This window comes from Streptomyces sp. VNUA24 (assembly GCF_029167005.1).
GTDB lineage: Bacteria > Actinomycetota > Actinomycetes > Streptomycetales > Streptomycetaceae > Streptomyces > Streptomyces scabiei.
Genome location: NZ_CP119143.1, coordinates 1,936,122 through 1,958,589 on the forward strand (window position 1 = coordinate 1,936,122; position 22,468 = coordinate 1,958,589).

Consider the following 22,468-nt stretch of genomic DNA (forward strand, 5'->3'; position numbering starts at 1 on the left):
CACCGCGGCCGGACACGGCCGCGGTCGACGGAATGGGAAAGGGAAGCTCAGGTGCCTGGTGGAGGAGGCGGTGCGCGCCCCTGGTGACGGCCCGTCGGAGGGGGCGGGGCCGGCGCGGACGGCGCGGCCGGGGCGGCCGTGGGCCCGCGCCGGGGCGGACCGGCCGTCTCGTGCGGTGCGGCGAGGGCGGCCGTGTGCGGGGGCGGCAGCCGGTCCCCGGGGACATCACGGGGGCTGCGGAGCAGGGCCGCGCCGTGCCCGTCGTCCGCCGGTGCCCCGCTGTCGGCCCGCGTGATCTCGAAGGCCGCCGTGACCCGGCCCCCGGCCACCGAGGCGGCGGCGCCGGAGGACGGAAGGTGCGCGGCACCGCCGTACGAAGGGGGCAGGAACAGGGCGGTGAGGACGGCGAGGAGGACGGCGAGCGCCGCCGCCGGAGCGGGTCCGACCCTGCGAGGGGCGGGGGACGAGCCGCGTGCCATGCGCCGTCCCCTCCCCGTTCCGGTGTCTGATGTAAGTGTCTCGTCAGCCCCAACGCGCTTGCCCTGCCCGAGAGTTCCGGCCGCGGGCGGGCGGTGTCAGGGTTCGATGAGACCGGCGCGGATGGCGTAGCGCGTGAGTTCCAGCCGGTCGCGCAGGCCGAGCTTGTGCAGGAGGTTCGCCCGGTGCCGGTGGACGGTCTTGATGCTGATGAAGAGCATCTCGGCGATCTCCTTGGAGGAGTGCCCCTCGGCGACGAGTTTGAGGACCTCCTCCTCCCGGGGGGTCACGACCTGGTCGGGCGGCTCCTCCCCGTGGCGGACCCGGTCGAGGTAGTTGCGCACGAGCGCGGTGACGGCCCCCGGGTAGAGGAAGGGCTCGTCGCGCATGGCGGCCCGGCAGGCGGCGACGAGATCGCGGTCGGCGACCGATTTCAGCACGTATCCGCTGGCGCCGGCCTTCAACGCCTGGAAGAAGTACTGCTCGTTGTCGTGCATGGTCAGCATCAGGACGCGCAGTTCCGGCTTCAGCGCGATCAGTTCGCGGGCGGCCTGCAGACCCGTCATCCGGGGCATGGCGATGTCCAGCACCGCGAGATCGACCTCGTGCGTACGGGCCCGGGCGATGGCCTCCGCACCGTCCCCGGCCTCGGCGACGACCCGGAGGTCCGGCTCGCCGTCGAGGATGAGTCGCACCCCGCGCCGTACGAGCGCGTGGTCGTCGGCGAGGAGGATGCGGATCTCGGTCGGGTCGCTCGGGGTCATGGCTGCTTCCTGGGGACGGGTACGGTCAGGCGGACGTGGGTGCCGGTGGCCGGCCGGGAGGTGACGTCCAGCGCGGCCCCGATGAGCAGGGCCCGCTCGCGCATCCCGCGGATCCCGGCGCCCTCCCGGGCCACCCCCGTCCCCCGGCCGTCGTCCACGACGGCGAGGACGACCACGCCGTCGCCCGGGCTCAGGCTGACCTCGACCAGGCCGGCGTCGGCGTGCCGGGCCGCGTTGGTCAGGGCCTCCTGCGCGACCCGGTAGAGCACCAGCTCGGTCTCCTGGTCCAGTGCGGGCAGGCCGGTGTCGAAACGGCGGACGACGCGCAGCCCGGTGTGGGTGGCGAACTCGGTGGTCAGCGAGGTCAGGGCGCTGACCAGGCCGAGGTCCTCCAGGACGCCCGGTCGCAGCCGGCGCACCAGGCGGCGGACCTCGTCCAGGCTCTCGCGGGTGATCTCCTGCGCCTGCTGCAGCTCGCCGCGCAGCGGTTCGTCCGCGTCGTCGGCCGCCCGTTTCAGCCCCAGCAGGACGGCGGTCATGCTCTGGCCGACCTCGTCGTGAAGTTCCTGGGCGATACGGCGGCGTTCGTCCTCCTGTGCGAGCAGCGCGCGGGCGCTGCTCGACGCCCGCTCGTGTTCGAGCCGGTCCAGCATGGCGTTGAAGGTGCTGATCAGCTCGGCGGTCTCGCCCCGGCCGTGCTCCGGCAGCCGCTGGCCGGGCCGCAGGAGGTCGACCGTGGTCATGAGTCTGGTCAGCCGCTCCAGGGGGGAGAGCCCGATCCGCAGCAGGGCCGCGTTGGCGATCAGCATGACGACCAGGCCGGCCACGAGGATGATCGCCTCGGTCAGCACCACGGGCACGGACACGGTCACCGGGGCCCACAGCAGCAGTGCGGTCGCGGTCCCCAGCACCACGGCGTTGAGGGCGAAGATCCGCCAGAACAGGGACACCGCGACGACGCCTTCCTTCCTGCCGGTGACACGGGCCGTGTCGTCCGCACCGAGGGCACACGACCCGGCCCGTGTGCCGCGTCCCGCCGCTCCCCACCGGTCTCCCCGCAAGCCTGCCCGCGCCGGGGCGGTCGCGTCGATGGGGTCCGATGCCCATTTCCGGTGCCGGCCGGCCCGGGCCACGGTAGCCCGCGTGCGGCGGCGAATGGGTATTGCGCCCGATGGGTTTCGGGCGGCGCGTCGGCCACGGTGAGGTCGTACCCCCGTCCACCGTGCGGAAGACAGGACCCGCCATGTCACTCGATACGCCCCGGACCGAGTCCCGGCCCGGACGCTTGTCCGCGCACGAGGCCCGGCAGCGCCTAGCCCACGAACGCGACACCCGCCTGACACAGCTGCGGGCCCTCGCCGAGGGCGGCCACGCGTCGGAGGAGCTGCTGATGTCGGGGCAACGGGACACGATCGAGCGCGTCCTCAAGGAGATCGACGCCGCCCTCGCCCGTGTCCAGGACCGCACCTACGGCACCTGTCTGGGCTGCTCGAAGCCCATTCCGGTCGAGCGCCTGGAGATCCTGCCGTACACGCGGTTCTGCGTCCCCTGCCGGCGCGACGCGGTCTGACGGCCGCCGCCCGGTGACTCCGTCTCCCTGACAGCCCGAGGGGTGAAGTGGTGAACCAGCAGACCATCGGCGAACGCGCACGCGGTACGGCCCTGTCGGCCGCGGACCTCGCAGCGCTGCGCGACAGCCTGAACGAGCAGCGCCTGTTCCGCCGCGAACAGATCCAGCAGCTCACGGCCACGGCCGTACCCCGTACCGAGGCACCGCTCGACCGGCGGGCCGCCGCCCAGACCGAGGTACGCGTCCAGCTCGCCGCGTCGGCCCGTATGGTCCTCGCCGATGTCGAGGCGGCCCTGGAGCGCATGGACCAGGGCCGCTACGGCCGCTGCCATCTGTGTCACGGCCCCATCGACCGCGGCCTTCTGACGATCGTGCCGCAGGCCCGCTCCTGCGCCCGCTGCCGGCATCTCAGGGAGGCGGGCCGGTGACCACGTTCCGCGGTCCGCGCTCCGCCGGGCCCCGGCACCGGCCCTGGCCCCGGTGCCGCCGGTGCCACGGCGTCGCCCTCGACCTCGGCAGCGACCGCACCCGCGCCTGGGGCTTCGACGGCAAGCCGCTCTTCGACGTCCCCACGGTCGCCTTCGGCGACGGGATCGTCCGGCCCGTGCGGCGGGGCGCCATCGTCGACACCGCCGCGACCGCGACGATGCTCGACCGTCTGCTCGCCCACCGGCTCCCCCGCTCGGCCCACCCCCTGCTCATCCTCACCACACCGGCCCTGGGGGGCGTCGCCTTCCGCGCCGAGGCCCGGGCCGCGGCCGAGGTCCTGCGGCCGCACACGGTCCTGACCGTTCCCGCCGCCCGCGCCGTGGCCGTCGCCGCCGACGCCGACCTGACCCGGCCGCTGCTCGTGGTCGACATCGGGGCGCAGGTCACCGATGTCGTCCTGCTCGACGACGGCGCCGTGACCGACGCCCGCCGCACCACCCTCGGCACCGCCGACCTCGGCGGGCACGCCCCGACCGGGCGGCTCACCGAGGCGGTCGGCGCGATGACGGCGGCCATGCTGGACCAGGACGGCACGTCCCGCACCCGGGACGCGCTGCGCCGGGGCGTCCTGCTGGCCGGTGGCGGAGCCCTGGGCCCCGCCACCGGCCCCCGGCTCGCCGAGCGGCTGGGCGCGCCCGTCCGCCCGGTGCCCGGCCCGCACACCGCGGCCGTCCGCGGGGCCGCCGCCCTTCTGCGGTCCGCCCACGACCACCCCTGCACGGGCGTCGGGGTGCCTGGGTAGGGTTCCGCCATGACGGCTCCGCACCCCTACCTGCGCTACGTGGCGATCGGCGACAGCATGACGGAGGGGCTCGGCGACCCCGGTCCGGCGGGCGGGCACCGCGGCTGGGCCGACCGGCTGGCCGAGACCCTGGCGGAACGACAGCCGGACCTCACCTACGCCAACCTGGCCGTCCGCGGCCGGACGGCGGGGCAGATCCGGGCCGGGCAGCTGGGGGCGGCACTGGAGTTGGAGCCGGACCTCGTGACCGTCATGGCCGGGATGAACGACCTGGTGCGGTCCGGGTTCGACGCGGCGTCGGTCGCCGCCGACATCGAGGAGATGTTCGCCCGGCTCGGCGCGTCGGGCGCGCGGGTCGCCACCGTGAACTTCCCGGACCTGGGGAAGGTCTCGCCGCTCGCGCGCCGGATGCTCCCCCGCGTCGTGGACCTCAACAGCCGTCTGCGCGCCGCTGCGGACCGCCACGGTGTCCTCGTGCTGGACGTCTTCGCGCGTCCGGTCACCACCGATCCGCGTCTGTGGGCCGACGACCGGCTGCACGCGAGCCCGCTGGGGCACGCGCGGATCGCGTCCGGCATGGCCCACACCCTGGGTCTGCCGGGCCACGACGACTGGGCCGAGCCGCTGCCTCCCCGGCCGCCGGTTCCCGCGCTGCGGGCCGTGGGCGGCGAGGTGCGCTGGGCCGTGGACTTCCTCGGGCCGTGGCTGTGGCGGCGGCTGCGCGGCCGTTCCTCGGGCGACGGCCACTCGGCCAAGCGCCCGTCGCCGGGGCCGGTGAAGCTCCCGGACGCGGCCTGAAATTCTCCGCCGCGGCCTGAGGTCCACCGCCGCGGCCTGATCCACTGCCGCGGTCCGAGGCCCACCGTCCGGCATGCCGGGCCGCCGCATGCGTCCCCGCCGCGGGCGCCGGATTCCCTGGGGGCAGTGCCTGGGCCCGCCGGGCAGGAATCCACCGCTCGGGAGCCGGCGAGCAGCCCGGTGACCCGCCCTGGCCGGGAGCCCTTGGCGCGTCGGAGCGAATCCCTTCCGTCACGGCTGCCCCACAGGGGCACGGTCGTCGCGTTGGTGAAAATTTTCGCCAACTCGGAAGGTTACCCACCGGTCAATCTTGAACGCTCAAACAGCGCGGATATCATCACACGCACACACGGTGTGATCATTCGGTCGCCGACCATCGGCGCACGAGGCCTCCCCGTTCCCGCCCCGGGCCCGAAGACCTCCCCCTCCGGGCCCGAGGCAGCATCACCTCCCAGTCCTCCACGCCGGCGGCCACCAGGCGTCCGTCCGTCGTGCCCTCACGAAGGCAGCACATCCCATGAGCAGCACCAGGGGCAGAGGACTGCAGGCCAACGTCCTCGGCACGTTCGACACGGTGGTCATGGCGGTGGCGGGCAGCGCGCCCGCCTACTCGATCGCGGCGACCACCGCCGTCCTCGTCGGCGCGGTGGGCCTCGCGAGCCCGGCGGCACTGCTGTACTGCGCGATACCGATGCTGGGCATCGCCCTGGCCTTCAGCTACCTCAGCCGCATCGACGTCAACGCGGGCGCCAGCTACTCCTGGGTGGGGCGCACCCTCCACCCCTTCCTGGGGTTCCTCAGCGGCTGGGCCCTGGTGATCTCCGCGACCATCTTCATGGTGGCCGGCTCGCTGCCCGCCGGCGCGATGACGCTGTCCCTGTTCGACGAGGACCTGGCCGACAACACCGCGCTGGCCACCACGGTCGGGGCCTTCTGGTTCCTGGTGATGCTGTTCGTGGTCCTCGGGGGCGCACGCCTCACCGTCCGCGCCCAGCTGATCATGTCGGGCGTGGAGCTGGTCATCCTGGCCCTGTTCGCCGTGCTCGCGCTGCTGCACGGCGACGGCGCCCGGTCCTTCGAGTGGTCCTGGCTGGGCTTCAGCCAGTTCGACGGGGTGAGCGGGTTCGCCTCGGGTGCGTTGATCGCCGCCTTCTACTACTGGGGCTGGGACGTCACCAGCAACCTCAGCGAGGAGACCCGCGACAGCCGGCGCACCACCGGTCTCGCCGGTCTGATCGGCGTCGGCATCGTCTTCCTGCTGTTCGAGGTCTTCACCATCGCGGTCAACGTCATCCTGACCGACACCCAGATCCAGCAGAACGACGCCAACGTCCTGGCGGTGCTCGGCGAGGTGGTGTGGCCGGGGCTGGGCGGCAAGCTGCTCATCGTGGCCGTGATGCTGTCGACCATCGCGACGCTGGAGACCACCCTCATCCAGGTCACCCGGTCCCTGTTCGCGATGGGCCGCGACCGCACGATGCCCGAGGCCCTCGGCCGCGTCCACCGCACCTGGAACACCCCCTACGTGGCCATCACCGTGGTGGGCGGTGTGGCGCTGGTGATGTTCGTCGCCTCCAACGCGCTCGGCTCGGTCGGCGACATCCTGGCGGACGCCATCTCCGCGATCGGTCTGCAGATCGCCGTCTACTACGGCCTGGCCGGGCTGGCGGTGGTCGTCGCCTACCGCAGGATGCTGCTGAAGTCCGTGTCGAACTTCGTCTTCGGCGGGCTGTGGCCGCTGCTCGGCGCCCTGTTCATGTTCTGGGTGCTCGTCGAGTCGCTCGGCGAGCTGAGCAGCGCGTCCGTGGCCATCGGACTCGGCGGTCTGGGGGTCGGCGTGATCCCGATGCTCTGGTACTGGCGCAAGGGCAGCGAGTACTACCGGCCGGCCCCGCTCGACGCCGCCGAGGCCGTCGGGACGGGTGCCACGTCGGGCGACGCCGCGGCCGCGGCGGCGGCCGACCGCTCCTCCGCCCATCAGGGTCTGCCGACCGACTTCTGAGAGGGACCCGATGGCGCGCGACCGCTTCACACCCGATTTCGACTCCGACTGCGGTGACGCGCCGCTGACGTCGGCCCGGCAGGACATCGTCATCGGCCGCTGGCAGGGCCCCCGCGAGCTGCTGCGCACGACGGGCCCGGCGTGGGTGGCCCGGGGGCACCGCATCCGGATGCTCGCGCAGGCGTGCGCGGGCAGTTCGACCGTGGAGTCCTGGCTGGCCGCCGACCCCCGCAGCGCCGACGCCCTGGTGCTGCGGGCCGCCACCGAGACGGCTCGGGCCTTCAACCTGGCCATCGCCGCCGGCCGGGGCGTCCCCATCGATCCGCGGCGCATCGACGGCGCGGCGGTGGCCTGCTTCGAGGCGGCCGAGGCATGCCCCGACGACCCCACGCCCTGGGTCTCCCTGATCTCGGTGGCCCGGCTCTACAGCGGCGGGGTGCGTCGCCAGGAACTGGCCCGCTGGTGGGACGAGTTGTACGACCGCGACCCGTTCAGCGTGGAGGGCCACCTCCAGGTGCTGCACTACTACTCGTCGCGCTGGCACGGCTCGCACGGACTGATGTACGACTTCGCCCGGGACGCGGCCGGTGTGGCGCCCCCGGGGTCCCCGCTGCCGGTGCTGGTGCAGTACGCCCGGGTCGAGGAGTACCGCACCCTGCGGGAGCAGAACGGGTCGCGGCAGACCGGTGTCGGTATCGGTCAGCACTGGAGCCACGACGGCGCCGCCAGCGACGTACGGCGCACCTGGCAGCGCTGGATCACCGGACGGCCGGACGGTCCTCTTCCTCCCGGCGAGGTGCGCGACCTCAACTACCTGACGCACGCGGCCTGTTCGGCCGGGCTGACGGACATCGCCGGGTCGCTGTTCCATATCGTCGGGCGGCGCGCCACACCGACTCCGTGGTCCTACACCGGCGATCCGTCGCGCCAGTTCACCAAGTGGCGCAAGGAGTTCCTGCCCCGCGGGTGAGGCTCCGGGGCCGGCTCAGGGCCCCGGTCCGGGGTCCGGACGCACGGCCTCGGTGATGCCGGCCCGGGCCGCTTCGAGCTGAGCGGCGAAGGCGATGCCCAGGAACAGCGCCACACCGGTCAGGTTGGCCCACAGCAGCAGGGCGACGAACGCGGTCAGCGGCCCGTAGACGGCACCGAAGGAGCCGCTCTCGGCGACATACAGGGAGAGCAGCCAGGTGGCCGTGATCCACAGGACCAGATGGACCGCCGAGCCGAACGCGAGCCAGGTGTAGCCCGGTTGGTCCCTGCGCGGGGACCACCGGAAGATCACCGCCGAGGCGACCCAGGCCAGGGCCACGCCCAGCGGCACCTCCAGGGGACGCAGCCAGTCGAGCCGGTCCTCGGGCAGGCCGAGCGCCTGCACCACCGCGTTGACGACGGCGTCCCCCGCGACCAGCACGAGGAACCCCAGCACCATCGGCATGCCGGCGGCGAGGGCCAGGAGCAGCGACCGGCCGTACTTGTGGAGGAAGGGGCGGTCGCGCTCGATGCCGTAGATGCGGTTGGCGCCGCGTTCCACCTGCCCCAGCGCGGAGGCGAGGTTGAGGACGGCGAAGGCCAGGCCGACCCACATCGCCACGGCGCCCCAGACGCCGGAACCGGCGCTGCGCGCGGTGCCGTCCAGCGCGTCCTCGACCAGGTCCGCGCTCGCGCCCGGCACGATCTGGCCGAGGGTGAGTTCGATGATCCGTCCCACGCTCTCCGTGTGCACGGTGGTGGCCACGCCGACCAGCGCGATGGTGAACGGCACCAGCCCCAGGACCACTTGGAACGCCAGTGAACGGGCGTTGGTGAAGCCGTCGGCGTACCGGAACCGGGAGAACGCGTCCAGGAGCAGCCGACGGCCTCCGTAGTGGCGCAGCGCGGTGAGCGCCTCGTCGCCGGACAGCTCCTCGCCGATCATGTCCCGTGTCTGCGGGACGTGTACGACGGTCCCCATCGAGAACCTCTCCTCCCCGTCGTTCCCCGCGGCCCGGGCGAGAACGCGATCATGCCGCCGGGAGAACGGTACAGCCGGGCGCGGCCCGCCCCGCCGTCAGGTGGATGCGGGATGGCTGCCGGGCCCGTCGGTGCGCGGGGACAGAGGTGTCGGGGAGAGGGCCGTGTCCTCCTCGCCCGGTTCCAGGAGGGTGTTGGCGGCGCCGACGACGAGCGGGTCGGGGGTGCCGACCGCCGTGGTGTCCTTGTTGCCGTAGTCGATACGCGAGAGCAGGCTGCGCATGGTCTCCAGTCGGGCGCGGCGTTTGTCGTTGCTCTTGACGACGGTCCAGGGTGCCTGTTCGGTGTCGGTGGCCCGGAACATGTCGACCTTGGCCTCCGTGTACTCGTCCCACCGGTCCAGTGAGGCCAGGTCCGTGGGCGACAGTTTCCACTGGCGCACCGGGTCGACCTGCCGGATGGCGAAACGGGTGCGCTGTTCGGCGCGGGAGACGGAGAACCAGAACTTGCACAGCAGGAAGCCGTCGTCGACGAGCATCCGCTCGAAGGCCGGACACTGTTCGAGGAACAGTTCGTACTCGTCCTTCGAGCAGTAGCCCATCACCCGTTCCACGCCAGCCCGGTTGTACCAGGACCGGTCGAAGAAGACGATCTCTCCTGCCGTCGGCAGGTGCGCGATGTACCGCTGGAAGTACCACTGCCCCGCCTCCCGCTCGGTGGGCTTGTCCAGGGCCACCACCCTGGCTCCACGGGGGTTGAGCCGCTCGGTCAGACGTTGGATCGTGCCGCCCTTGCCGGCCGCGTCACGTCCCTCGCACACCACGATCACCCGCGCGCCGGCGTCCTTCACCCACCGCTGGAGCTTGAGCAACTCGATCTGCAGGACGCGCTTGCGCCGCTCGTACTCCTGACGGCCGACCTTGCGCCCGTAGGGATGGTTCTCGCGCCATGTCGTGAGGGGGCGGCCGGTCCCGTCCAGCACGACCGGCCGCTCCCGTCGGCTGGTGTCCACGGTCAGTCCGTCCAGCAGCCCGTCGGCATGTTCAGCGTTCATCACACCACTCCCGCGTCAGAACGGCATACGGCCTCGGGTACGGCGGCCCGTCGAGCCGCCGCGTCCGACGGCGCGGGAACGCGTCCGGGACGGCCTGCCGCACAGCCCGCCCGGGCGGCGACGATCCCGCATCGTCCCTCGACCGGTCGGGAGCGCACGGGTTCCCCGTCGGCGTCCGCCTATGTGAGCGCTCCGCGGACGACGCTCCGCGTCACGCGGGCGCCGGCCCCGACGGCGCGGCGGCGGGGCCGGCGACGAGGTCCGGCAGCAGTCCCCGCAGGGCCTCGCGCTGGGCCGGTCCCATGAACTCGCCCAGTGCACAGGTGACCGTCTCGGCGAGCGTGCCGGACGCCTCCTCCAGCAGGCGCCGCGCCTTGCCGGTGAGGGCGACCTGGATGCCGCGCCGGTCTCCGCACACCGACTCGCGGGTCACCAGGTCGGCGTGGCCGAGGCAGGCGATCTGGTACGTGAGGCGGGTCTTGGGGCGGCCCAGGAGTTCCGCGATCCGGGTCATCCGCAGCCCCTCCTCGGGCTGCGCGGCCAGCAGGCAGAGGATGAGGAACTCGTCGTGCGAGACCCCGAGCCGCTCCTTCACGACGGCGCGCAGCCGCTGCTCCACCGCACCCGTCGCCGCCAGCAGAAGCATCCAGGCGTGCAGCTCGGCGGGCAGCGGCCCGTCCGCGCCGACGGAGGGACATGTGGGCAGGTGGGCGGGCTGCTCGTCGGGGTCGGCCATGGGCCAAGTGTAACTGTTGTCCAATTTTGAAGAATCAGGGTTGTCCAAATTCGGATAACAGACTAGCTTCAGTCATGCAAATTTGGACGACCTCACCGAGTGGAGAAGGACCATGACCGTCGCCGTGGAGACCGGACTGTGGCAGCTCGACACCACCGCCTCGACCGTCGCCGTGCAGCACAGGACCATGTGGGGCCTCGTCAACGTGAAGGGCACCTTCGGCACCGTCCGGGGTCAGGGAGAGGTCCGGCCCGACGGCTCCGCCGCGGGCGTGGTGGCCTTCGACGCCGCCTCCCTGGACACCAGGAACGCCAAGCGCGACGAGCACCTGCGCTCCGCCGACTTCTTCGACGTCGAGCGTCACCCCGAGATCACCTTCGCGGTCCGCAGCGCCGAACTCCGCGACGGGGACACCGTGCAGGTGGTGGGTCAGCTCACCGTGCGCGGCATCAGCAGGTCGCACTCCCTGACCGCGCGCCTGACGGACGCGAGCGCCGCCGGGCTCACCCTGGAGACCGCGTTCACCGTAGACCGCGAGCAGTTCGGCATCGGCTGGAACCAACTGGGCATGATGCGCGGCCCGGCGACGATCTCCGCGACCCTGCGCTTCGCCCGGGCCGGCGCCTGACCGTCGCCGCCCGCGGCCCGTCCCGTGTCATGATCGGTTCATGTCCGCGTACTCCTGGCCGTACGAGAACGGCCGGCCCACTCCGGCCGGTGACGCAGCGGCCTGGACCGCGACGGTCCGTGCCCTGCCGGTCGGCACACCGGTCACCGGCGAGGTCATCGGCAGACAGCCCTTCGGCGCCTTCCTCGCCGTCGACGGCCACCCCGAGGCGGTGGGCCTGGCACGCATCGACCGGATGCCCCGGTGCCGTGAACTGCCGCTCGTGGGACAGCGGGTCACCGGCCAGGTGGTCTGGCATGCCGATCACCAGCACCAGGTCGGCATCGAACTGAGCGAATGGGCCGAGCACGAGGACCTGCTCCCCGGATGCGCCGAGCGCGTGGGCCAGGTCGTCACGGGCACGGTCACGAGACGCACACCGATCGGGTACTTCGTCGGTGTCGCCGACTGTGTGGAGGGGCTCGTACCCGTCACCGGAGCGGCCGAGGACCCGGCGGGCACCGTCCGCGTGGGCCAGGAGGTGACGGTACGGATCATCGCGGTCGAGATCGAGGCGCGCCACGTGCTGCTGGCGGCCGAGGGGGTCCTCTCCTGAGGGCTCGCGGGCCGCAGCGGGGGCGGTCCGTCCGCGGGCTGAACGTGGGGTGAGGTGCAGGGGCTCGACGTCCCGTGCCTGCCGCCGATGCCTCGTCTCCCGGGTGTCACCACCGCCGCCCGGTGCCCGGGCCGGGTGCCGGGGAGCCCGTCGGACCGCATGCGGCAGCGTTCCGTACCGTGCGCCGGGCACGGTGCCTCCGCCGGCCCGTGCGATGTGGCCCACTCCACGGCCGGCATCGGCTGCGGCTGCGGCTGCGGCTGCGGCTGCGGCTGCGTATTCGGCTCCCGTTCCGGGTCCGGGGGCCAGGCCCAGGCCCAGGTCCGGGTCCGGGTCCGGGTCCGGGTCCGGCCGGGTCCTGCGCCACTTCGTCGCAGAAGCCACCGGGCCACCGGGCCGCCGGGCCGCCGGGCCCCAGAGGCCGTGGGCGGCGCGTCGTCAGCCGCTCGCCGCGGCCGTCACCGTGGCGGGGTCCACCCCGGTCAGCTCGACGATGCGGTGCGGCGGCACGCCGGCGGCCAGCGCGCGGGCGATCAGCCCGTCCCGGCCGTCCGCGTTGTCGCGGTAGGCGAGCAGCTCCTCCTCGACCCGGGCGAGCGGTTCGGGTGCCAACTGGTGGCGCACCCGGCTCAGTTCCTCGTCGCTCAGCGGAACGGGCAGGCGCTCCGCGCCCTCGGGAATGGCGGCGGTCTCCTCCGGGGGCAGCAGGCGCAGGTGCGGGGAGTTCGGCGCGCTGCCCTGGGCGTCCAGCCAGGCGCGTACCGCCGGAGTCTCCATGCACGTGAGACCCTCGACCGCGGCCGGGGCCACACCGAGCGGCGCGGACGCGTCGTCCAGCAGGAACAGATAGGCGTCGTCGGTCATCCTCAACTCTCTCTCCACGGGGCCGGATCGACATCCCTCTACCCCGGTGCGGGGCGGTGTCACAGGAAACGTCGGATGGGCTGCACGGCCATCTCCCTGGCTCTCTGCACGGCCGAACGTCTCTTCCAGCGACCGGCCCGGACCGGCTCGCTCACCTGGACGTCCGCGTCGAAGTGGTCGTCGAGGGTGGAGGTGAACGCGTCGTCGAGGACGGCGAGCATGATCTCCTCGTCGTGGTCGAGGGAGCGGCGGTTGAAGTTGGTCGAGCCGATCAGCGCGGCGACACCGTCGACGGTGATGACCTTGGCGTGCATCATCGTCGGCTGGTACTGGTAGATCTTCACGCCACAGGCGATGAGTTGCTCGTAGTGGTGCTGGCCGGCCAGCTGGCAGACCCGCTTGTCGGTGTGCGGTCCGGGCAGCAGGATCTCCACCCGGACCCCGCGCCGGGCGGCGGCGCACAGCAGCCCGACGAAGTACACGTCGGGCGAGAAGTAGGCGGTGGCCAGGCGGAAGCGCTCCTCGGCGGACTCCAGCATGACGCGGATCAGGGTCTGCATGTCCTGCCAGCCGATACTGGCCGAGCCGCGCACCACCTGGACGATCGCGTCGCCCTGCGGGCGGTGCTCGATGAACCGGTCCCGTTCGTCGAAGAGTTCGTCGTGGCACTCGGCCCAGTTCTGCGCGAACGCGGCGGCCACACCGTCCACCGCGGGGCCTCGGACCTCGACGTGCGTGTCCCGCCACTCGGTCTCGTCGCGTGCGTCGCCGCACCATTCCTGGGCGATGCCCACCCCGCCGGTGAACGCGATCTCCTCGTCGACCACGAGGACCTTGCGGTGGCAGCGGTGGTTCTGCTTGAGCGGGGAGAGGTACAGCGGCTTGCGGAACCAGGCCACCTGCACACCGGCGCGCTCCATCGTCTCCAGTTGCTCGGTCTCGATCAGCCGGCTGCCGAAGCCGTCGAGCAGCAGCCGTACCCGGACGCCCGCGCGGGCGCGTTCGGCGAGGGCCTCGGCGAACGCGCGGGCGATGTCCCCCCGCCAGTACACGAACGTCATCATGTCCACCGTGTGTTCGGCGCGGTGGATGGCGGTCAGCATCGCGGCGAAGATCTCGTCTCCGTTGCGCAACGCGGTGAGCGCGTTGCCCTCGGTCGCGGCGACCCCGATCAGGCGCTCCAGGCGCCGGCGTATCCGGGTGACCCGGTACTCGACGGACGGTGTGCCCGGCACGGACGGTGCACCCGGCACGGACGGTGCACCCGGCCGACCGGGGACATGTGACGTCGGCTCGGACGATTCATGCGTACTGGTCATGACATCCCTTGACCCGAAAGAAGCGGCGGAAACATGGACGGAGGGTGGCGGGGCAGGCCCGGGGTGGTGGTGGCACGCGTGGGGCCCGGCCGTCGAACACGGCCGGGCCCCACGCGTGGATGCGGTGCTTCTCAGGTCACCATCGATACCAGCGGCCGCGGCCACCGCCCGCGTTGGTGGAGCGCATCACGAAGCCCAGCAGCCACAGCACCAGTACGGCGAGGGCCACCCACCACAGGATCTTCAGGGCGAAGCCCGCACCGAAAAGGATCACCGCGAGAAGCAGAACCAGAAGCAGGGGAACCATAGTCATCAACCTCCTGCGCTCCGTCTGCCCTGCCGATGCTCCTCCACTCCTCACAATTTCCTTGTTTGTGAAGGCACGGCCGGGGCACCTGCAGCACTACCGCGACAGCGGCACAGGACGCGACGAGGAGGCATGTTCCATGAGTGCCGGCGAAAAGGCCAAGGCGAAGACCGAGCAGGCCGAGGGCAAGGCGAAGGAAGCCCTGGGACGCGCCCTCGGCAACGACCGGATGGCCGCCGAGGGACAGGCGCGGCAGAGCAAGGGTGACGCGCGCGAGGCCAAGGAGAAGACCAAGGACGCGTTCAAGCACTGACGCCTCGCACCTGGTCGAGGGCCACCCCGCGAGTCCCGCGGGGTGGCCCTCGCGCGTGTGCGAACGCGGCCGGAGTCAGGGCCGGGTGGCCGAGTCGACTCCGGGATGGATCGGAAAGATCTGGTCGAGACCGACGATGCGCAGCACGCGCAGGGTGTGCGGAGGGACCGCCGCGAGGGCGATGTCCGCCCCGGCGGCGAGGGCGTCGCTCCGGGCCGCGAGCAGCGCGGTGATGCCGCTGGAGTCGCAGAACTCCATGGCGGACAGGTCCAGGACGAGCCGCCGTCCCGACTGGAGGGTGAGCGTGGTCAGCAGCGCGCGCAGCTCGGGTGCGCTGGTGTGGTCGAGTTCGCCGCCGATCTCCAGGACGGGACCGGTGGCTGCGTTGCGTGTGGTGATCTTCAGCGGGCTCATCGTGGGTCGGTCGTCTGTGGGTCGGTCGTCTGTGGGTCGGTCGTCTCTGGGTCGGTCGTCAGTGAGGCAGTCGTCAGTGGGTCGAGGGCGGGAACGCCGAGGGCGAGCAGGGCGGTGTCGTCGTCGAGGCCGTCGCCGAGCCCGTGCAGGAGGTCCGTCAGGGCCTGGACGATGTCCGCCGGGGGCAGACCGGCCCGGTCGGCGGCGAACGCCAGGAGCCCTTCGTCCCCGAACAGGGCCGTGCGGTCCGCACCGGTGCGGGCCTCGGTGATGCCGTCGGTGTAGAGCAGCAGTGTGTCGCCGGGGGCGAGGACGGTGGTGGCGCCGACGAAGGGCGCGGAGGGCACCACACCGACGAGGAGCCCGCCCGGGGTGGACAGGAAGTCGGCCGTGCCGTCCGCGCGCAGGACGAGGGCCGGGGGGTGGCCGCCCGAGGCGAGCCGGACGGTGACCTTGCCCGCCGCGGGGTCCGGTTCGAGCACGCCGAAGACGGCCGTGCAGTAGCGGGGGTCGCCGCCCTGGGCGTACCGCTCGTGGAGCACCCGATTGAGGGTCGACAGGGCGGAGACGGGATCGGGGTCGTGCAGGGCCGCCGCGCGCAGGGTGTAGCGGGTGAGCGAGGTGAGCGCGGCGGCCTGGGGGCCCTTGCCGCACACGTCGCCGAGGAAGAAGGCGAAGCGTTCCCCGTCGACGGGGAAGACGTCGTAGAAGTCGCCGCCCAGCCGGTCGGGCGAGGCGGTGTGGTACGAGGCGGCCGCCTGCATCCCAGGCAGGGACGGCAGGGTGGTGGGCAGCAGGGACTGCTGCAGCACGGCGAGGGCGACCTGGAGGCGGGCGCGGTCGGCCTCGGCCTGGGCGCGCGCCTCTTCGGCGGCCTTGCGGCCGGGGGTGCCCCGGGAAGGGGAAGGCCCCGTGGGCGGTTCATGAAGGACCGGTGGAGGGAGCCCCACGAGAAGTGCCTCATGAACGGGACGCCAGCGGGTAGGCGAATGACGCGATACCGGCAACTCGTGATGAAAAGACAAGGAACGACCCACGGGAAGAGTTCTATGGTCACCCCGCTTGAAGATCGGGCATCGGAGGAAGAGGGACCCGCGACGCCCCTGCGCTACAGCGCCGCCTGGGACACGGCGGACGCGTCGATCGCCGGCGCCCGCACGGCCGTCCGCGCGCTGCTGGCGCGGGCCGGGCACGATCCCCGCCACCGGCCGAGTCAGGACGCTCAGCTCGTCGTCAGTGAGCTGGTCACCAACGCGCTGCGCCACGCGCCCGGTCCGGGCGCCCTGGCACTGGAGGTGACGCCCGACGCCGGCCTTCTGCGCATCGCCGTACGGGACAGTTCCCCTCGCCCGCCCGAACCGAGGGCACATGACGCGCGCCGGGTCGGCGGCCACGGGCTGTACCTGGTCGCCCGGCTCTGCGACCACCTGCAGACCGTCGCCCTGCAGTCCGGCAAGCAGATCGTCGCCCATCTGCAGCTGCGCTAGGGCCCGTCCGGCCCTCCGTCCGGCCGCCGTCCACCATCGTCGTGGGCGGCGGCCGGCGGCGTGGCCGGGGCCCGCCCGGGAAGCCGGGCGGCCAACTTCCCGCAAAAGCCCGGGCCTTCACGCCGTCACAGGTGCGGCGCGTGGCTCCGGGCGGCGGAGGGCGAAGAGCGTACGGCAGACCGCAGGCCACAGACCGCAGACCGCAGACCGCAGACCGCAGACCGCAGACGGCGGACGGCGGACGGCGGACGGGTCAACTGCGCGGTTCCGGCGTGGTGTCGGCCGGTCTGTCAGGGGCGCCGTGCCAGTCCAGTATCAGCACCGTGGCGTCGTCCTTGAGGTTGCCGTGGCAGGCGTCGAGCACGGCGGCGGTCATGCGCCGTACGGCTTCCCGTGGATGCAGCGCGCGGGTGTCGTGCGCGACCGAGAACAGGTCGGCGGCCGCGGCACCACGGTCCTGCATGCCGTCGGTGAGCAGGATCAGGCGGTCGCCGGGGAGCAGGCGCAGCTCCTGGAGGCGGTACGGGGTGGGTGCCGCCACGCCGAAGGGCAGGTTCACGGCGAGTGCGACCTCCTCGACGATGCCGTCGCGCACCCGCAGCGGCCAGGGGTGGCCGGCGTTGACCAGTTCGCACCGCCCTGTCTCCAGTTCGACGCAGAGCAGTTGGCCGGTGGCCAGGCCCCTGCTGTGCCGCAGCAGGGCCTGGTGGGCGTGGTCGGCCTGCTTGAGGGCGTCACAGCCGCTGCGCCGCGCACGGCGCAGCGCGCCGACCAGCAGGGTGGCCAGCAGGGCGGACTCGGTGTCGTGCCCCATGGCGTCGGTGATGGACAGATGGAGCAGGTCGCGGTCGAGTGTGTAGTCGTAGGTGTCTCCGCCGATGTCGTCGGCGGGAACCAGCCCGGCGGCGAGGGTGAACTGCGGCGCCTCGCAGCAGGAGGCCGAGGGGAGCAACTGGTGCTGGATCTCGGCCGCCAGGCTGGTCTCGGTGGTGCGCCGTCCCAGGTGGTAGAGGTCGGTGAAACGGCCGTCGGTGACGATGATGTAGGCCAGCGCGTGCGCCGCGTCACGGACCTGCCGGAGTACGGCCTCGTCGGCGTACTGCAGGGTCACCTCCAGGACGCCGATGCAGTCACCTCGGTTGCTGACCGGTGTGACGACCCGCAGTCCGCCCTGGCCGTCGTCCTCCACGAACTGCCGCTGGTCGCGCAGGACGCGGTCGTAGACGCTGCCGCGCAGGGGCAGGGACCCGACGCCGTCCGCCGTCTCCTCCCCGGCCGCGACGAGCCGTACCAGTTGTTGACCGATGAGGTCGACGAACAGGAACGACACACGCTCCGCACCGAACCGCTTCTGCAGGTCGTGCGCCACCACATCGACAGACTCACCGGGCGGGGCCGCCTCCGCGGCGGCCAGCAACTCACCCAGCTCCAGATCTCCACCCTCCACGACAACCTCCCGTCGGTTGCCGCACCTTCTTCCCCGAGAGTCCACGGAATCACGCGGTGCGTCCGTTTTGGCCGGTCAGGGTGACCGGTGCAACACCCGCGACACAGTGGGCTTCGTCACTAAACCGCTTAGTAGATCAGTAGAAATCGCCCGCTGCTCCTGCAGGGGCAACTCCCTTTGGGTACCGTCGGATCGGAGATGGCGAACCGTCGCTGAAGGAGTCCCGTATGCCGGCCGGCAGGTATGTGCGCGCAGGAGGTGCCCTCGGGCAGCTGTTGCTCGTCGCCGTGCTCGCGCTGGGGGTCTTCGCGATGCACGGCATGGGTCATCCCGCGGAGTCGGCGCACTCCACCACGGGCCGCGCGTCCGCCATGGCCGCGACGGGTCCCTCCGGCGCGTCCGGGACGTCCGGCGCGTCCGGCGCGTCAGCCGCGCACCACGGGCCGATGGGGTCGGCCGTGGGCGAGGCCACCGGCGGCCAGGACGACGGATCCGACGCGTCGGATCCGTCGTCCTCGCACGGCCCCGCCCCGGCGATGGACATGCTGTCGCTCTGTACGGCGGTGCTGCTCGGCGGCTGGGTGCTCTCCGCGCTGCTCGCGTCGGCGTACACGCGCTGCCGGACGTGGTCGGCCCGGCTGCTCGCCCGGGTCGCCGCCGCGGCCCGACCGAGCCCTCCGCCACGCGGCCCCGATCCCACCCGTCTGTCCGTTCTACGGCTGTAGGCCGAACCGCTCTCGCGGGCGCGCGACATGCGCGGACCCGCGGCTTCGCCTGCTCTCCACCAGCCGATGAACCCACACCACGAGGTGAACCGACATGACCGCACTCCCCCGCACCCCGCACACCCCGCGCCGCCGGGCCGTACGACGGGCCGTCGCCGCCGGCATCGTCGCAGCCGGGACCCTGCTCCTGACCGCCTGCGGCAACGACATGAACGGCATGGACCACGGCAGCGACGGGGCCTCCGCGTCGACGACGGCGTCCCCGACCGGCGAGGCCGCGTCCACCGGCTTCAACAAGGCCGACGTCGCGTTCGCGCAGATGATGATCCCTCACCACGAGCAGGCTCTGGAGATGGCCCGGCTGGCCGAGGACCGGGCGTCCGACACGGAGATCGAGAAGATCGCGGCGACCATCGAGAAGGCCCAGGACCCCGAGATCAGGACGATGAAGGGATGGCTGAAGTCCTGGAACGAGCCGACCGACGTCGCGTCCATGCCCGGCATGGACCATGGTGGCGATGACGGGAACGGCATGATGGCCGACGCGGACATGGAGCACCTCAAGGGACTGAAGAACGCCGAGTTCGACGCGATGTTCGCCGAGATGATGATCGAGCACCACGAAGGCGCCATCGCCATGGCCCGGGACGAGCAGCGGGACGGCGAATACACGGACGCGACGGCCATGGCCGGTGACATCGTGAAGGGCCAGTCCGCCGAGGTCGAGCGGCTGAAGGACATCCTCGACCGGCTCTGACGGACCCCTGGCGCGGGCCGACCCGGTCGGCTCGCGCCGTGCTCGCAGCGTGCTCGCGCCGGGGGGCACCCGGCGCGAGCACCGCTCTCCGGGACGCGCTCTACTATGCCCTTGCGTATTCACTGCGCGCGGGCGGCGAAAGGGAGTCGGGGTCATGCGACGGCTGGGGGAACTGGAGGCGGAGATCATGGACCGCCTGTGGACGTGGAACCGACCGGCCACGGTGCGCGAGGTCGTGGACGATCTCAACCGGACCCGTCCGGTCGCCTACACCACCGTGATGACCGTCACCAACATCCTCTACAACAAGGGGTGGTTGCTGCGGGGCAAGCAGGGCCGCGCCTGGCTGTACTCACCGGTGCGCAGCCGTGAGGCGTACGCCGCCGCGCTGATGGAGGACGGCCTGGGCGCGAGCAAGGACCGCCCGGCCGCGCTGGTCCACTTCGTCGAGAACATGACCGAGGAGGAGCAGGCCGCCCTGCGCAAGGCGCTGCGCGCGGTGGGCCGGCAGGCGAAGCCGTGAACGCGGCCCTGGCGCTCGGCACCTACACGCTCCTCGTGGGCTTCGTCGCCCCGCGCCTCCTTCTGCGGTCGGACTGGCCGCACCGGGCACCGGCCCTGGCCCTGGCGGTCTGGCACGCCCTGGCCCTCTCCTTCGCGCTCGGGACCGCACTGACCGCGTACCACCTGTTCATGCCCATGGCGCACGCGCACGAGGGGCTGTGGGGTCTGCTGCATTCCTGCGGCTTCGACCTGGGCGCGGGTGGCTTCGACCTGGGCATGGGCGGTTTCGACCCGGGCTCGGGCGGCCCCGCCCACGCCGCCGCGGGGCGCCTCTCCGTCGTGCTTCCCGCCGTACCGGGGATCGCCCTCGCGGGCGGCTTCGCCTTCCATGTCGCCCGGGCCAGGCTGGCGCGGACCCGGCACCGGGAGGCGGTGGACCTGGTGGGCCGCCGTTCGGTCCGGCTGGGGGCCACCGTGCTGCCGTACGACGTTCCCGCCGCCTACTGCCTGCCCGGCCGCCGGCCCAGGATCGTGGTCAGTGAGGCGGCCGTACGGGAACTGGCGCCGGAGGAGCTCGCGGCCGTACTGGCGCACGAGCGGGCCCACATCGCCGGCCGTCACCATCTGGCGCTCGCCGGCGCGGCGGCGTTCCACTCCGTCTTCCCCCTGCTTCCCCTGGCCCGCCAGGTCCGCGAACAGACCGCGCTCCTGCTGGAGATGATCGCCGACGACCGGGCCCTGCGAGCCCACTCCGACGGCGCCCTGGCGACGGCCATGTACGCGATGGCGGCGGCCCGGGCCCCGCGCGACGCGTTCGCGGCGGGCGGCCGGACGGTCCTGATCCGTATGCGGCGGGTGCTCGGCCCGCGCACCGCCCCGCACCCCGCTCTCCGGGGCGCCCTGGCGGCCGCGACCGCCGCCGTACCGCTGTTGCCGCTGCTGGTCGCCTGCCCGCTCGGCGTCGGCTGAGCGGTGCGGACGCGGCTCGGGTGGGGAGCCCGGCCCGCCGGGGTCCGGTCACGCGGGCACGGTCACACGGCCATCATCAGCAGCATCGTCGCCATGGAGCCGCCCATGCCCACCTGTCCGGCCAGGCGCGCGTTGGATGCGGAGAACATCCCAGCGCTCCGGGCCGCTCGACGGTGGCGGGCCCTCCCGGCGGGCGGGACGGGCGCTCCGCCCGGGTGCCGTGTCCGGGCCCTTACGGCCAGGGCCACGACGACCACGAAGTAGGCGGCCAGCGCCCAGAAGACGGCGCGCCACAGGAGCGCGGAGCCGGACACGGCCGCGGCCTCGGCCACGCCGTGGGCGCTCGCGCCCGTCGTCCCGGCCGTGGCTCCGTGCCCGTGTCCGTGCCCCGAGGAACCGGCCAGGGCGAGCGTGGGGCCCGAGGCGGCCCCGGGCATGGCGAGCGTCATCAGCACCATGGCCGCGCTGCCGATCACCACATGGGCGGCGTGCCCGAGGTGCCGCACGCCGCTCTCGGCGGCCTGCCGTACGGACAGTGCCGCACCCGTGAGACCGAGCGCGGCGAACACCGCCGCCCACCACATGCCGTACGTCCCGTAGAGGACCGCCGTCGGAGGTGCCACCATCACGGCCATCCCGGCGCCCATCACGGCCTCGGCCCCCGCCTCGAACCGGGCCCGGCCGCCGACCCGTGCCGCGCGTACGAGGTTCCCCACGGCCACCCCGGCGCCCAGCGTCGTCAGCGTCCAGCCGAGCAGGTCTCCCGTCATGTCACCACTCCTTCGCGGCACCGGACCCCGGTGCACCGCTCCGTTGGTCGGTCACTACGTATCTACTTAGTACGTACCGATGGGCGCACCCGCTCACCGGGACGGGCTCGACGTTCCGGAAGGAAGGGCCGGGCGATCCTCGCCATATACCCCCCAGGGGTATAACCTGATGGCGAACGAGGGACAGAACCACACGGACGAGAAGGGGATGAACGGGCATGGACCACAGCGCTCACCATGACGGCGCCGGGCATGACCACACCGCCGGCACGCACCACCACGGCCACTCCGCCGCCCGGGACGCGCCTGGGGGGCCGGGGCACGGCGGCGCCTCCTGGGCGATGGCGGCGAAGGCGACGCTGCACTGTCTGACGGGGTGCGCCCTCGGCGAGATCCTCGGCATGGTCGTCGGCACGGCCCTGCTGTGGGGCAATGTGCCGACCATGGTGCTGGCCATCGCGCTCGCGTTCGTGTTCGGCTATTCGTTCACCCTGTTCGCGGTGCGCCGGGCCGGGCTGGACTGGAGGAGCGCGCTGAAGGTGGCCCTGGCCGCCGACACCGTCTCGATCGCCGTGATGGAGCTGGTCGACAACGCGATCATCGCCCTCACCCCGGGGGCCATGGACGCCCATCTCGACGACGGTCTCTTCTGGTCGGCGCTCCTGGGCGGGTTCGCGGTCGCCTTCCTGATCACCACGCCCGTGAACAAGTGGATGATCGGACGCGGCAAGGGCCATGCCGTGGTCCACGCCTACCACTGACCTCGTCCCCCTGCCTCGCACCACCG

At 72.6% G+C, this 22,468-nt stretch carries 27 protein-coding genes and 1 pseudogene; 15 read left to right on the plus strand and 13 right to left on the minus strand.

All coding sequences use genetic code 11. From position 1 onward, the window contains the following. Positions 1 to 47: 47 nt before the first annotated feature. The 3 genes from PYR72_RS08055 to PYR72_RS08065 all read right to left on the minus strand — a co-directional run bounded on the left by PYR72_RS08055 (position 48) and on the right by PYR72_RS08065 (position 2,191). Complete coding sequence (locus PYR72_RS08055) at positions 48 to 479, minus strand: hypothetical protein (RefSeq protein WP_275454632.1); 432 nt, start codon at positions 477 to 479, stop codon at positions 48 to 50. Positions 480 to 575: 96 nt separating this feature from the next. After that, entirely contained in the window at positions 576 to 1,241 is a 666-nt protein-coding gene (locus tag PYR72_RS08060; protein ID WP_275454633.1) for a response regulator transcription factor, read from the minus strand. Beyond that, positions 1,238 to 2,191 carry a sensor histidine kinase gene (locus PYR72_RS08065; RefSeq protein WP_275454634.1) on the minus strand — a complete coding sequence of 318 codons (954 nt, stop codon included), beginning with the start codon at positions 2,189 to 2,191 and terminating at the stop codon, positions 1,238 to 1,240. The genes PYR72_RS08060 and PYR72_RS08065 overlap by 4 nt, the downstream gene beginning before the upstream one ends. A 293-nt stretch (positions 2,192 to 2,484) precedes the next feature. On the opposite strand from PYR72_RS08065, the gene PYR72_RS08070 reads away from it, so the two are divergent. From PYR72_RS08070 to PYR72_RS08095, 6 genes are all read left to right on the plus strand, one after another. Continuing rightward, positions 2,485 to 2,811 carry a TraR/DksA C4-type zinc finger protein gene (locus PYR72_RS08070; protein WP_275454635.1) on the plus strand — a complete coding sequence of 109 codons (327 nt, stop codon included), beginning with the start codon at positions 2,485 to 2,487 and terminating at the stop codon, positions 2,809 to 2,811. A gap of 47 nt (positions 2,812 to 2,858) precedes the next feature. Further along, complete coding sequence (locus PYR72_RS08075) at positions 2,859 to 3,239, plus strand: hypothetical protein (RefSeq protein ID WP_275454636.1); 381 nt, start codon at positions 2,859 to 2,861, stop codon at positions 3,237 to 3,239. Beyond that, positions 3,236 to 4,042, plus strand: coding sequence for a rod shape-determining protein (locus PYR72_RS08080; RefSeq protein ID WP_275454637.1), 807 nt, complete (start codon positions 3,236 to 3,238; stop codon positions 4,040 to 4,042). The genes PYR72_RS08075 and PYR72_RS08080 overlap by 4 nt, the downstream gene beginning before the upstream one ends. Before the next feature lie 9 nt (positions 4,043 to 4,051). Next, positions 4,052 to 4,840 carry an SGNH/GDSL hydrolase family protein gene (locus PYR72_RS08085; protein WP_275454638.1) on the plus strand — a complete coding sequence of 263 codons (789 nt, stop codon included), beginning with the start codon at positions 4,052 to 4,054 and terminating at the stop codon, positions 4,838 to 4,840. A 517-nt stretch (positions 4,841 to 5,357) separates the two neighbouring features. Further along, complete coding sequence (locus PYR72_RS08090; protein ID WP_275454639.1) at positions 5,358 to 6,842, plus strand: APC family permease; 1,485 nt, start codon at positions 5,358 to 5,360, stop codon at positions 6,840 to 6,842. A 10-nt stretch (positions 6,843 to 6,852) separates the two neighbouring features. Next, the gene (locus PYR72_RS08095; RefSeq protein WP_275454640.1) at positions 6,853 to 7,812 is read left to right on the plus strand and encodes a hypothetical protein; all 960 of its coding nucleotides are present in this window, start codon (positions 6,853 to 6,855) and stop codon (positions 7,810 to 7,812) included. A 15-nt stretch (positions 7,813 to 7,827) separates the two neighbouring features. Here the strand turns inward: PYR72_RS08095 and PYR72_RS08100 are convergent, their stop codons facing one another. The 3 genes from PYR72_RS08100 to PYR72_RS08110 form a co-directional block, all read right to left on the minus strand. Then, entirely contained in the window at positions 7,828 to 8,793 is a 966-nt protein-coding gene (locus tag PYR72_RS08100; protein WP_275454641.1) for a YihY/virulence factor BrkB family protein, read from the minus strand. A 96-nt stretch (positions 8,794 to 8,889) separates the two neighbouring features. Then, positions 8,890 to 9,846, minus strand: coding sequence for a polyphosphate kinase 2 (gene ppk2 / locus PYR72_RS08105; protein WP_275454642.1), 957 nt, complete (start codon positions 9,844 to 9,846; stop codon positions 8,890 to 8,892). A 211-nt stretch (positions 9,847 to 10,057) separates the two neighbouring features. Beyond that, on the minus strand, positions 10,058 to 10,582 hold the full coding sequence (locus PYR72_RS08110; protein ID WP_275454643.1) for a MarR family transcriptional regulator: 525 nt from the start codon (positions 10,580 to 10,582) through the stop codon (positions 10,058 to 10,060). A 112-nt stretch (positions 10,583 to 10,694) separates the two neighbouring features. On the opposite strand from PYR72_RS08110, the gene PYR72_RS08115 reads away from it, so the two are divergent. Together PYR72_RS08115 and PYR72_RS08120 are read left to right on the plus strand one after the other, a co-directional pair. Further along, positions 10,695 to 11,210 carry a YceI family protein gene (locus PYR72_RS08115; protein WP_275454644.1) on the plus strand — a complete coding sequence of 172 codons (516 nt, stop codon included), beginning with the start codon at positions 10,695 to 10,697 and terminating at the stop codon, positions 11,208 to 11,210. A gap of 40 nt (positions 11,211 to 11,250) precedes the next feature. Continuing rightward, entirely contained in the window at positions 11,251 to 11,805 is a 555-nt protein-coding gene (locus PYR72_RS08120) for a S1 RNA-binding domain-containing protein (protein WP_275454645.1), read from the plus strand. A gap of 438 nt (positions 11,806 to 12,243) precedes the next feature. Here PYR72_RS08120 and PYR72_RS08125 read toward each other — a convergent pair whose 3' ends face one another. From PYR72_RS08125 to PYR72_RS08135, 3 genes are all read right to left on the minus strand, one after another. After that, positions 12,244 to 12,669 carry a DUF6003 family protein gene (locus tag PYR72_RS08125; RefSeq protein WP_275454646.1) on the minus strand — a complete coding sequence of 142 codons (426 nt, stop codon included), beginning with the start codon at positions 12,667 to 12,669 and terminating at the stop codon, positions 12,244 to 12,246. Between the two features lie 59 nt (positions 12,670 to 12,728). Beyond that, positions 12,729 to 13,904: a phospholipase D-like domain-containing protein gene (locus tag PYR72_RS08130; protein ID WP_275454647.1), complete on the minus strand. Its 1,176-nt coding sequence runs from the start codon at positions 13,902 to 13,904 to the stop codon at positions 12,729 to 12,731. A 220-nt stretch (positions 13,905 to 14,124) separates the two neighbouring features. Next, on the minus strand, positions 14,125 to 14,295 hold the full coding sequence (locus PYR72_RS08135; protein ID WP_012998553.1) for a hypothetical protein: 171 nt from the start codon (positions 14,293 to 14,295) through the stop codon (positions 14,125 to 14,127). Between the two features lie 139 nt (positions 14,296 to 14,434). Between PYR72_RS08135 and PYR72_RS08140 the strand changes: the two genes are divergently transcribed. Continuing rightward, a complete protein-coding gene (locus PYR72_RS08140; RefSeq protein ID WP_275454648.1) occupies positions 14,435 to 14,608 on the plus strand; it encodes a CsbD family protein in 174 nt (57 codons plus the stop codon). Positions 14,609 to 14,683: 75 nt separating this feature from the next. On the opposite strand, the gene PYR72_RS08145 is transcribed toward PYR72_RS08140, so the two are convergent. Both PYR72_RS08145 and PYR72_RS08150 read right to left on the minus strand, forming a co-directional pair. Beyond that, positions 14,684 to 15,022 carry an STAS domain-containing protein gene (locus PYR72_RS08145; RefSeq protein ID WP_275454649.1) on the minus strand — a complete coding sequence of 113 codons (339 nt, stop codon included), beginning with the start codon at positions 15,020 to 15,022 and terminating at the stop codon, positions 14,684 to 14,686. Beyond that, positions 15,019 to 15,903, minus strand: a pseudogene (locus tag PYR72_RS08150) (PP2C family protein-serine/threonine phosphatase); the annotation flags it as partial. The pseudogene PYR72_RS08150 and the gene PYR72_RS08145, both read right to left, overlap by 4 nt. Positions 15,904 to 16,071: 168 nt before the next feature. Here PYR72_RS08150 and PYR72_RS08155 point away from each other — a divergent pair. Then, entirely contained in the window at positions 16,072 to 16,509 is a 438-nt protein-coding gene (locus tag PYR72_RS08155) for an ATP-binding protein (protein ID WP_275454650.1), read from the plus strand. 253 nt (positions 16,510 to 16,762) lie between these two features. Here the strand turns inward: PYR72_RS08155 and PYR72_RS08160 are convergent, their stop codons facing one another. Further along, complete coding sequence (locus PYR72_RS08160; protein ID WP_275454651.1) at positions 16,763 to 17,956, minus strand: PP2C family protein-serine/threonine phosphatase; 1,194 nt, start codon at positions 17,954 to 17,956, stop codon at positions 16,763 to 16,765. A gap of 227 nt (positions 17,957 to 18,183) precedes the next feature. Here PYR72_RS08160 and PYR72_RS08165 point away from each other — a divergent pair, with 227 nt between their 5' ends. The 4 genes from PYR72_RS08165 (at position 18,184) to PYR72_RS08180 (ending at position 20,911) form a co-directional block, all read left to right on the plus strand. Next, on the plus strand, positions 18,184 to 18,681 hold the full coding sequence (locus PYR72_RS08165; RefSeq protein WP_275454652.1) for a hypothetical protein: 498 nt from the start codon (positions 18,184 to 18,186) through the stop codon (positions 18,679 to 18,681). A gap of 94 nt (positions 18,682 to 18,775) precedes the next feature. After that, the gene (locus tag PYR72_RS08170) at positions 18,776 to 19,438 is read left to right on the plus strand and encodes a DUF305 domain-containing protein (protein ID WP_275454653.1); all 663 of its coding nucleotides are present in this window, start codon (positions 18,776 to 18,778) and stop codon (positions 19,436 to 19,438) included. Positions 19,439 to 19,592: 154 nt separating this feature from the next. Next, entirely contained in the window at positions 19,593 to 19,961 is a 369-nt protein-coding gene (locus PYR72_RS08175; RefSeq protein WP_012998562.1) for a BlaI/MecI/CopY family transcriptional regulator, read from the plus strand. Further along, a complete protein-coding gene (locus PYR72_RS08180; protein WP_275454654.1) occupies positions 19,958 to 20,911 on the plus strand; it encodes a M56 family metallopeptidase in 954 nt (317 codons plus the stop codon). The genes PYR72_RS08175 and PYR72_RS08180 overlap by 4 nt, the downstream gene beginning before the upstream one ends. Before the next feature lie 62 nt (positions 20,912 to 20,973). Here the strand turns inward: PYR72_RS08180 and PYR72_RS08185 are convergent, their stop codons facing one another. Beyond that, entirely contained in the window at positions 20,974 to 21,681 is a 708-nt protein-coding gene (locus PYR72_RS08185; protein ID WP_275454655.1) for a DUF5134 domain-containing protein, read from the minus strand. A gap of 218 nt (positions 21,682 to 21,899) precedes the next feature. Between PYR72_RS08185 and PYR72_RS08190 the strand changes: the two genes are divergently transcribed. Next, positions 21,900 to 22,442 (plus strand): DUF4396 domain-containing protein, encoded by a 543-nt coding sequence (locus PYR72_RS08190; RefSeq protein WP_275454656.1) that lies wholly within the window; start codon positions 21,900 to 21,902, stop codon positions 22,440 to 22,442. Positions 22,443 to 22,468: the final 26 nt, after the last annotated feature.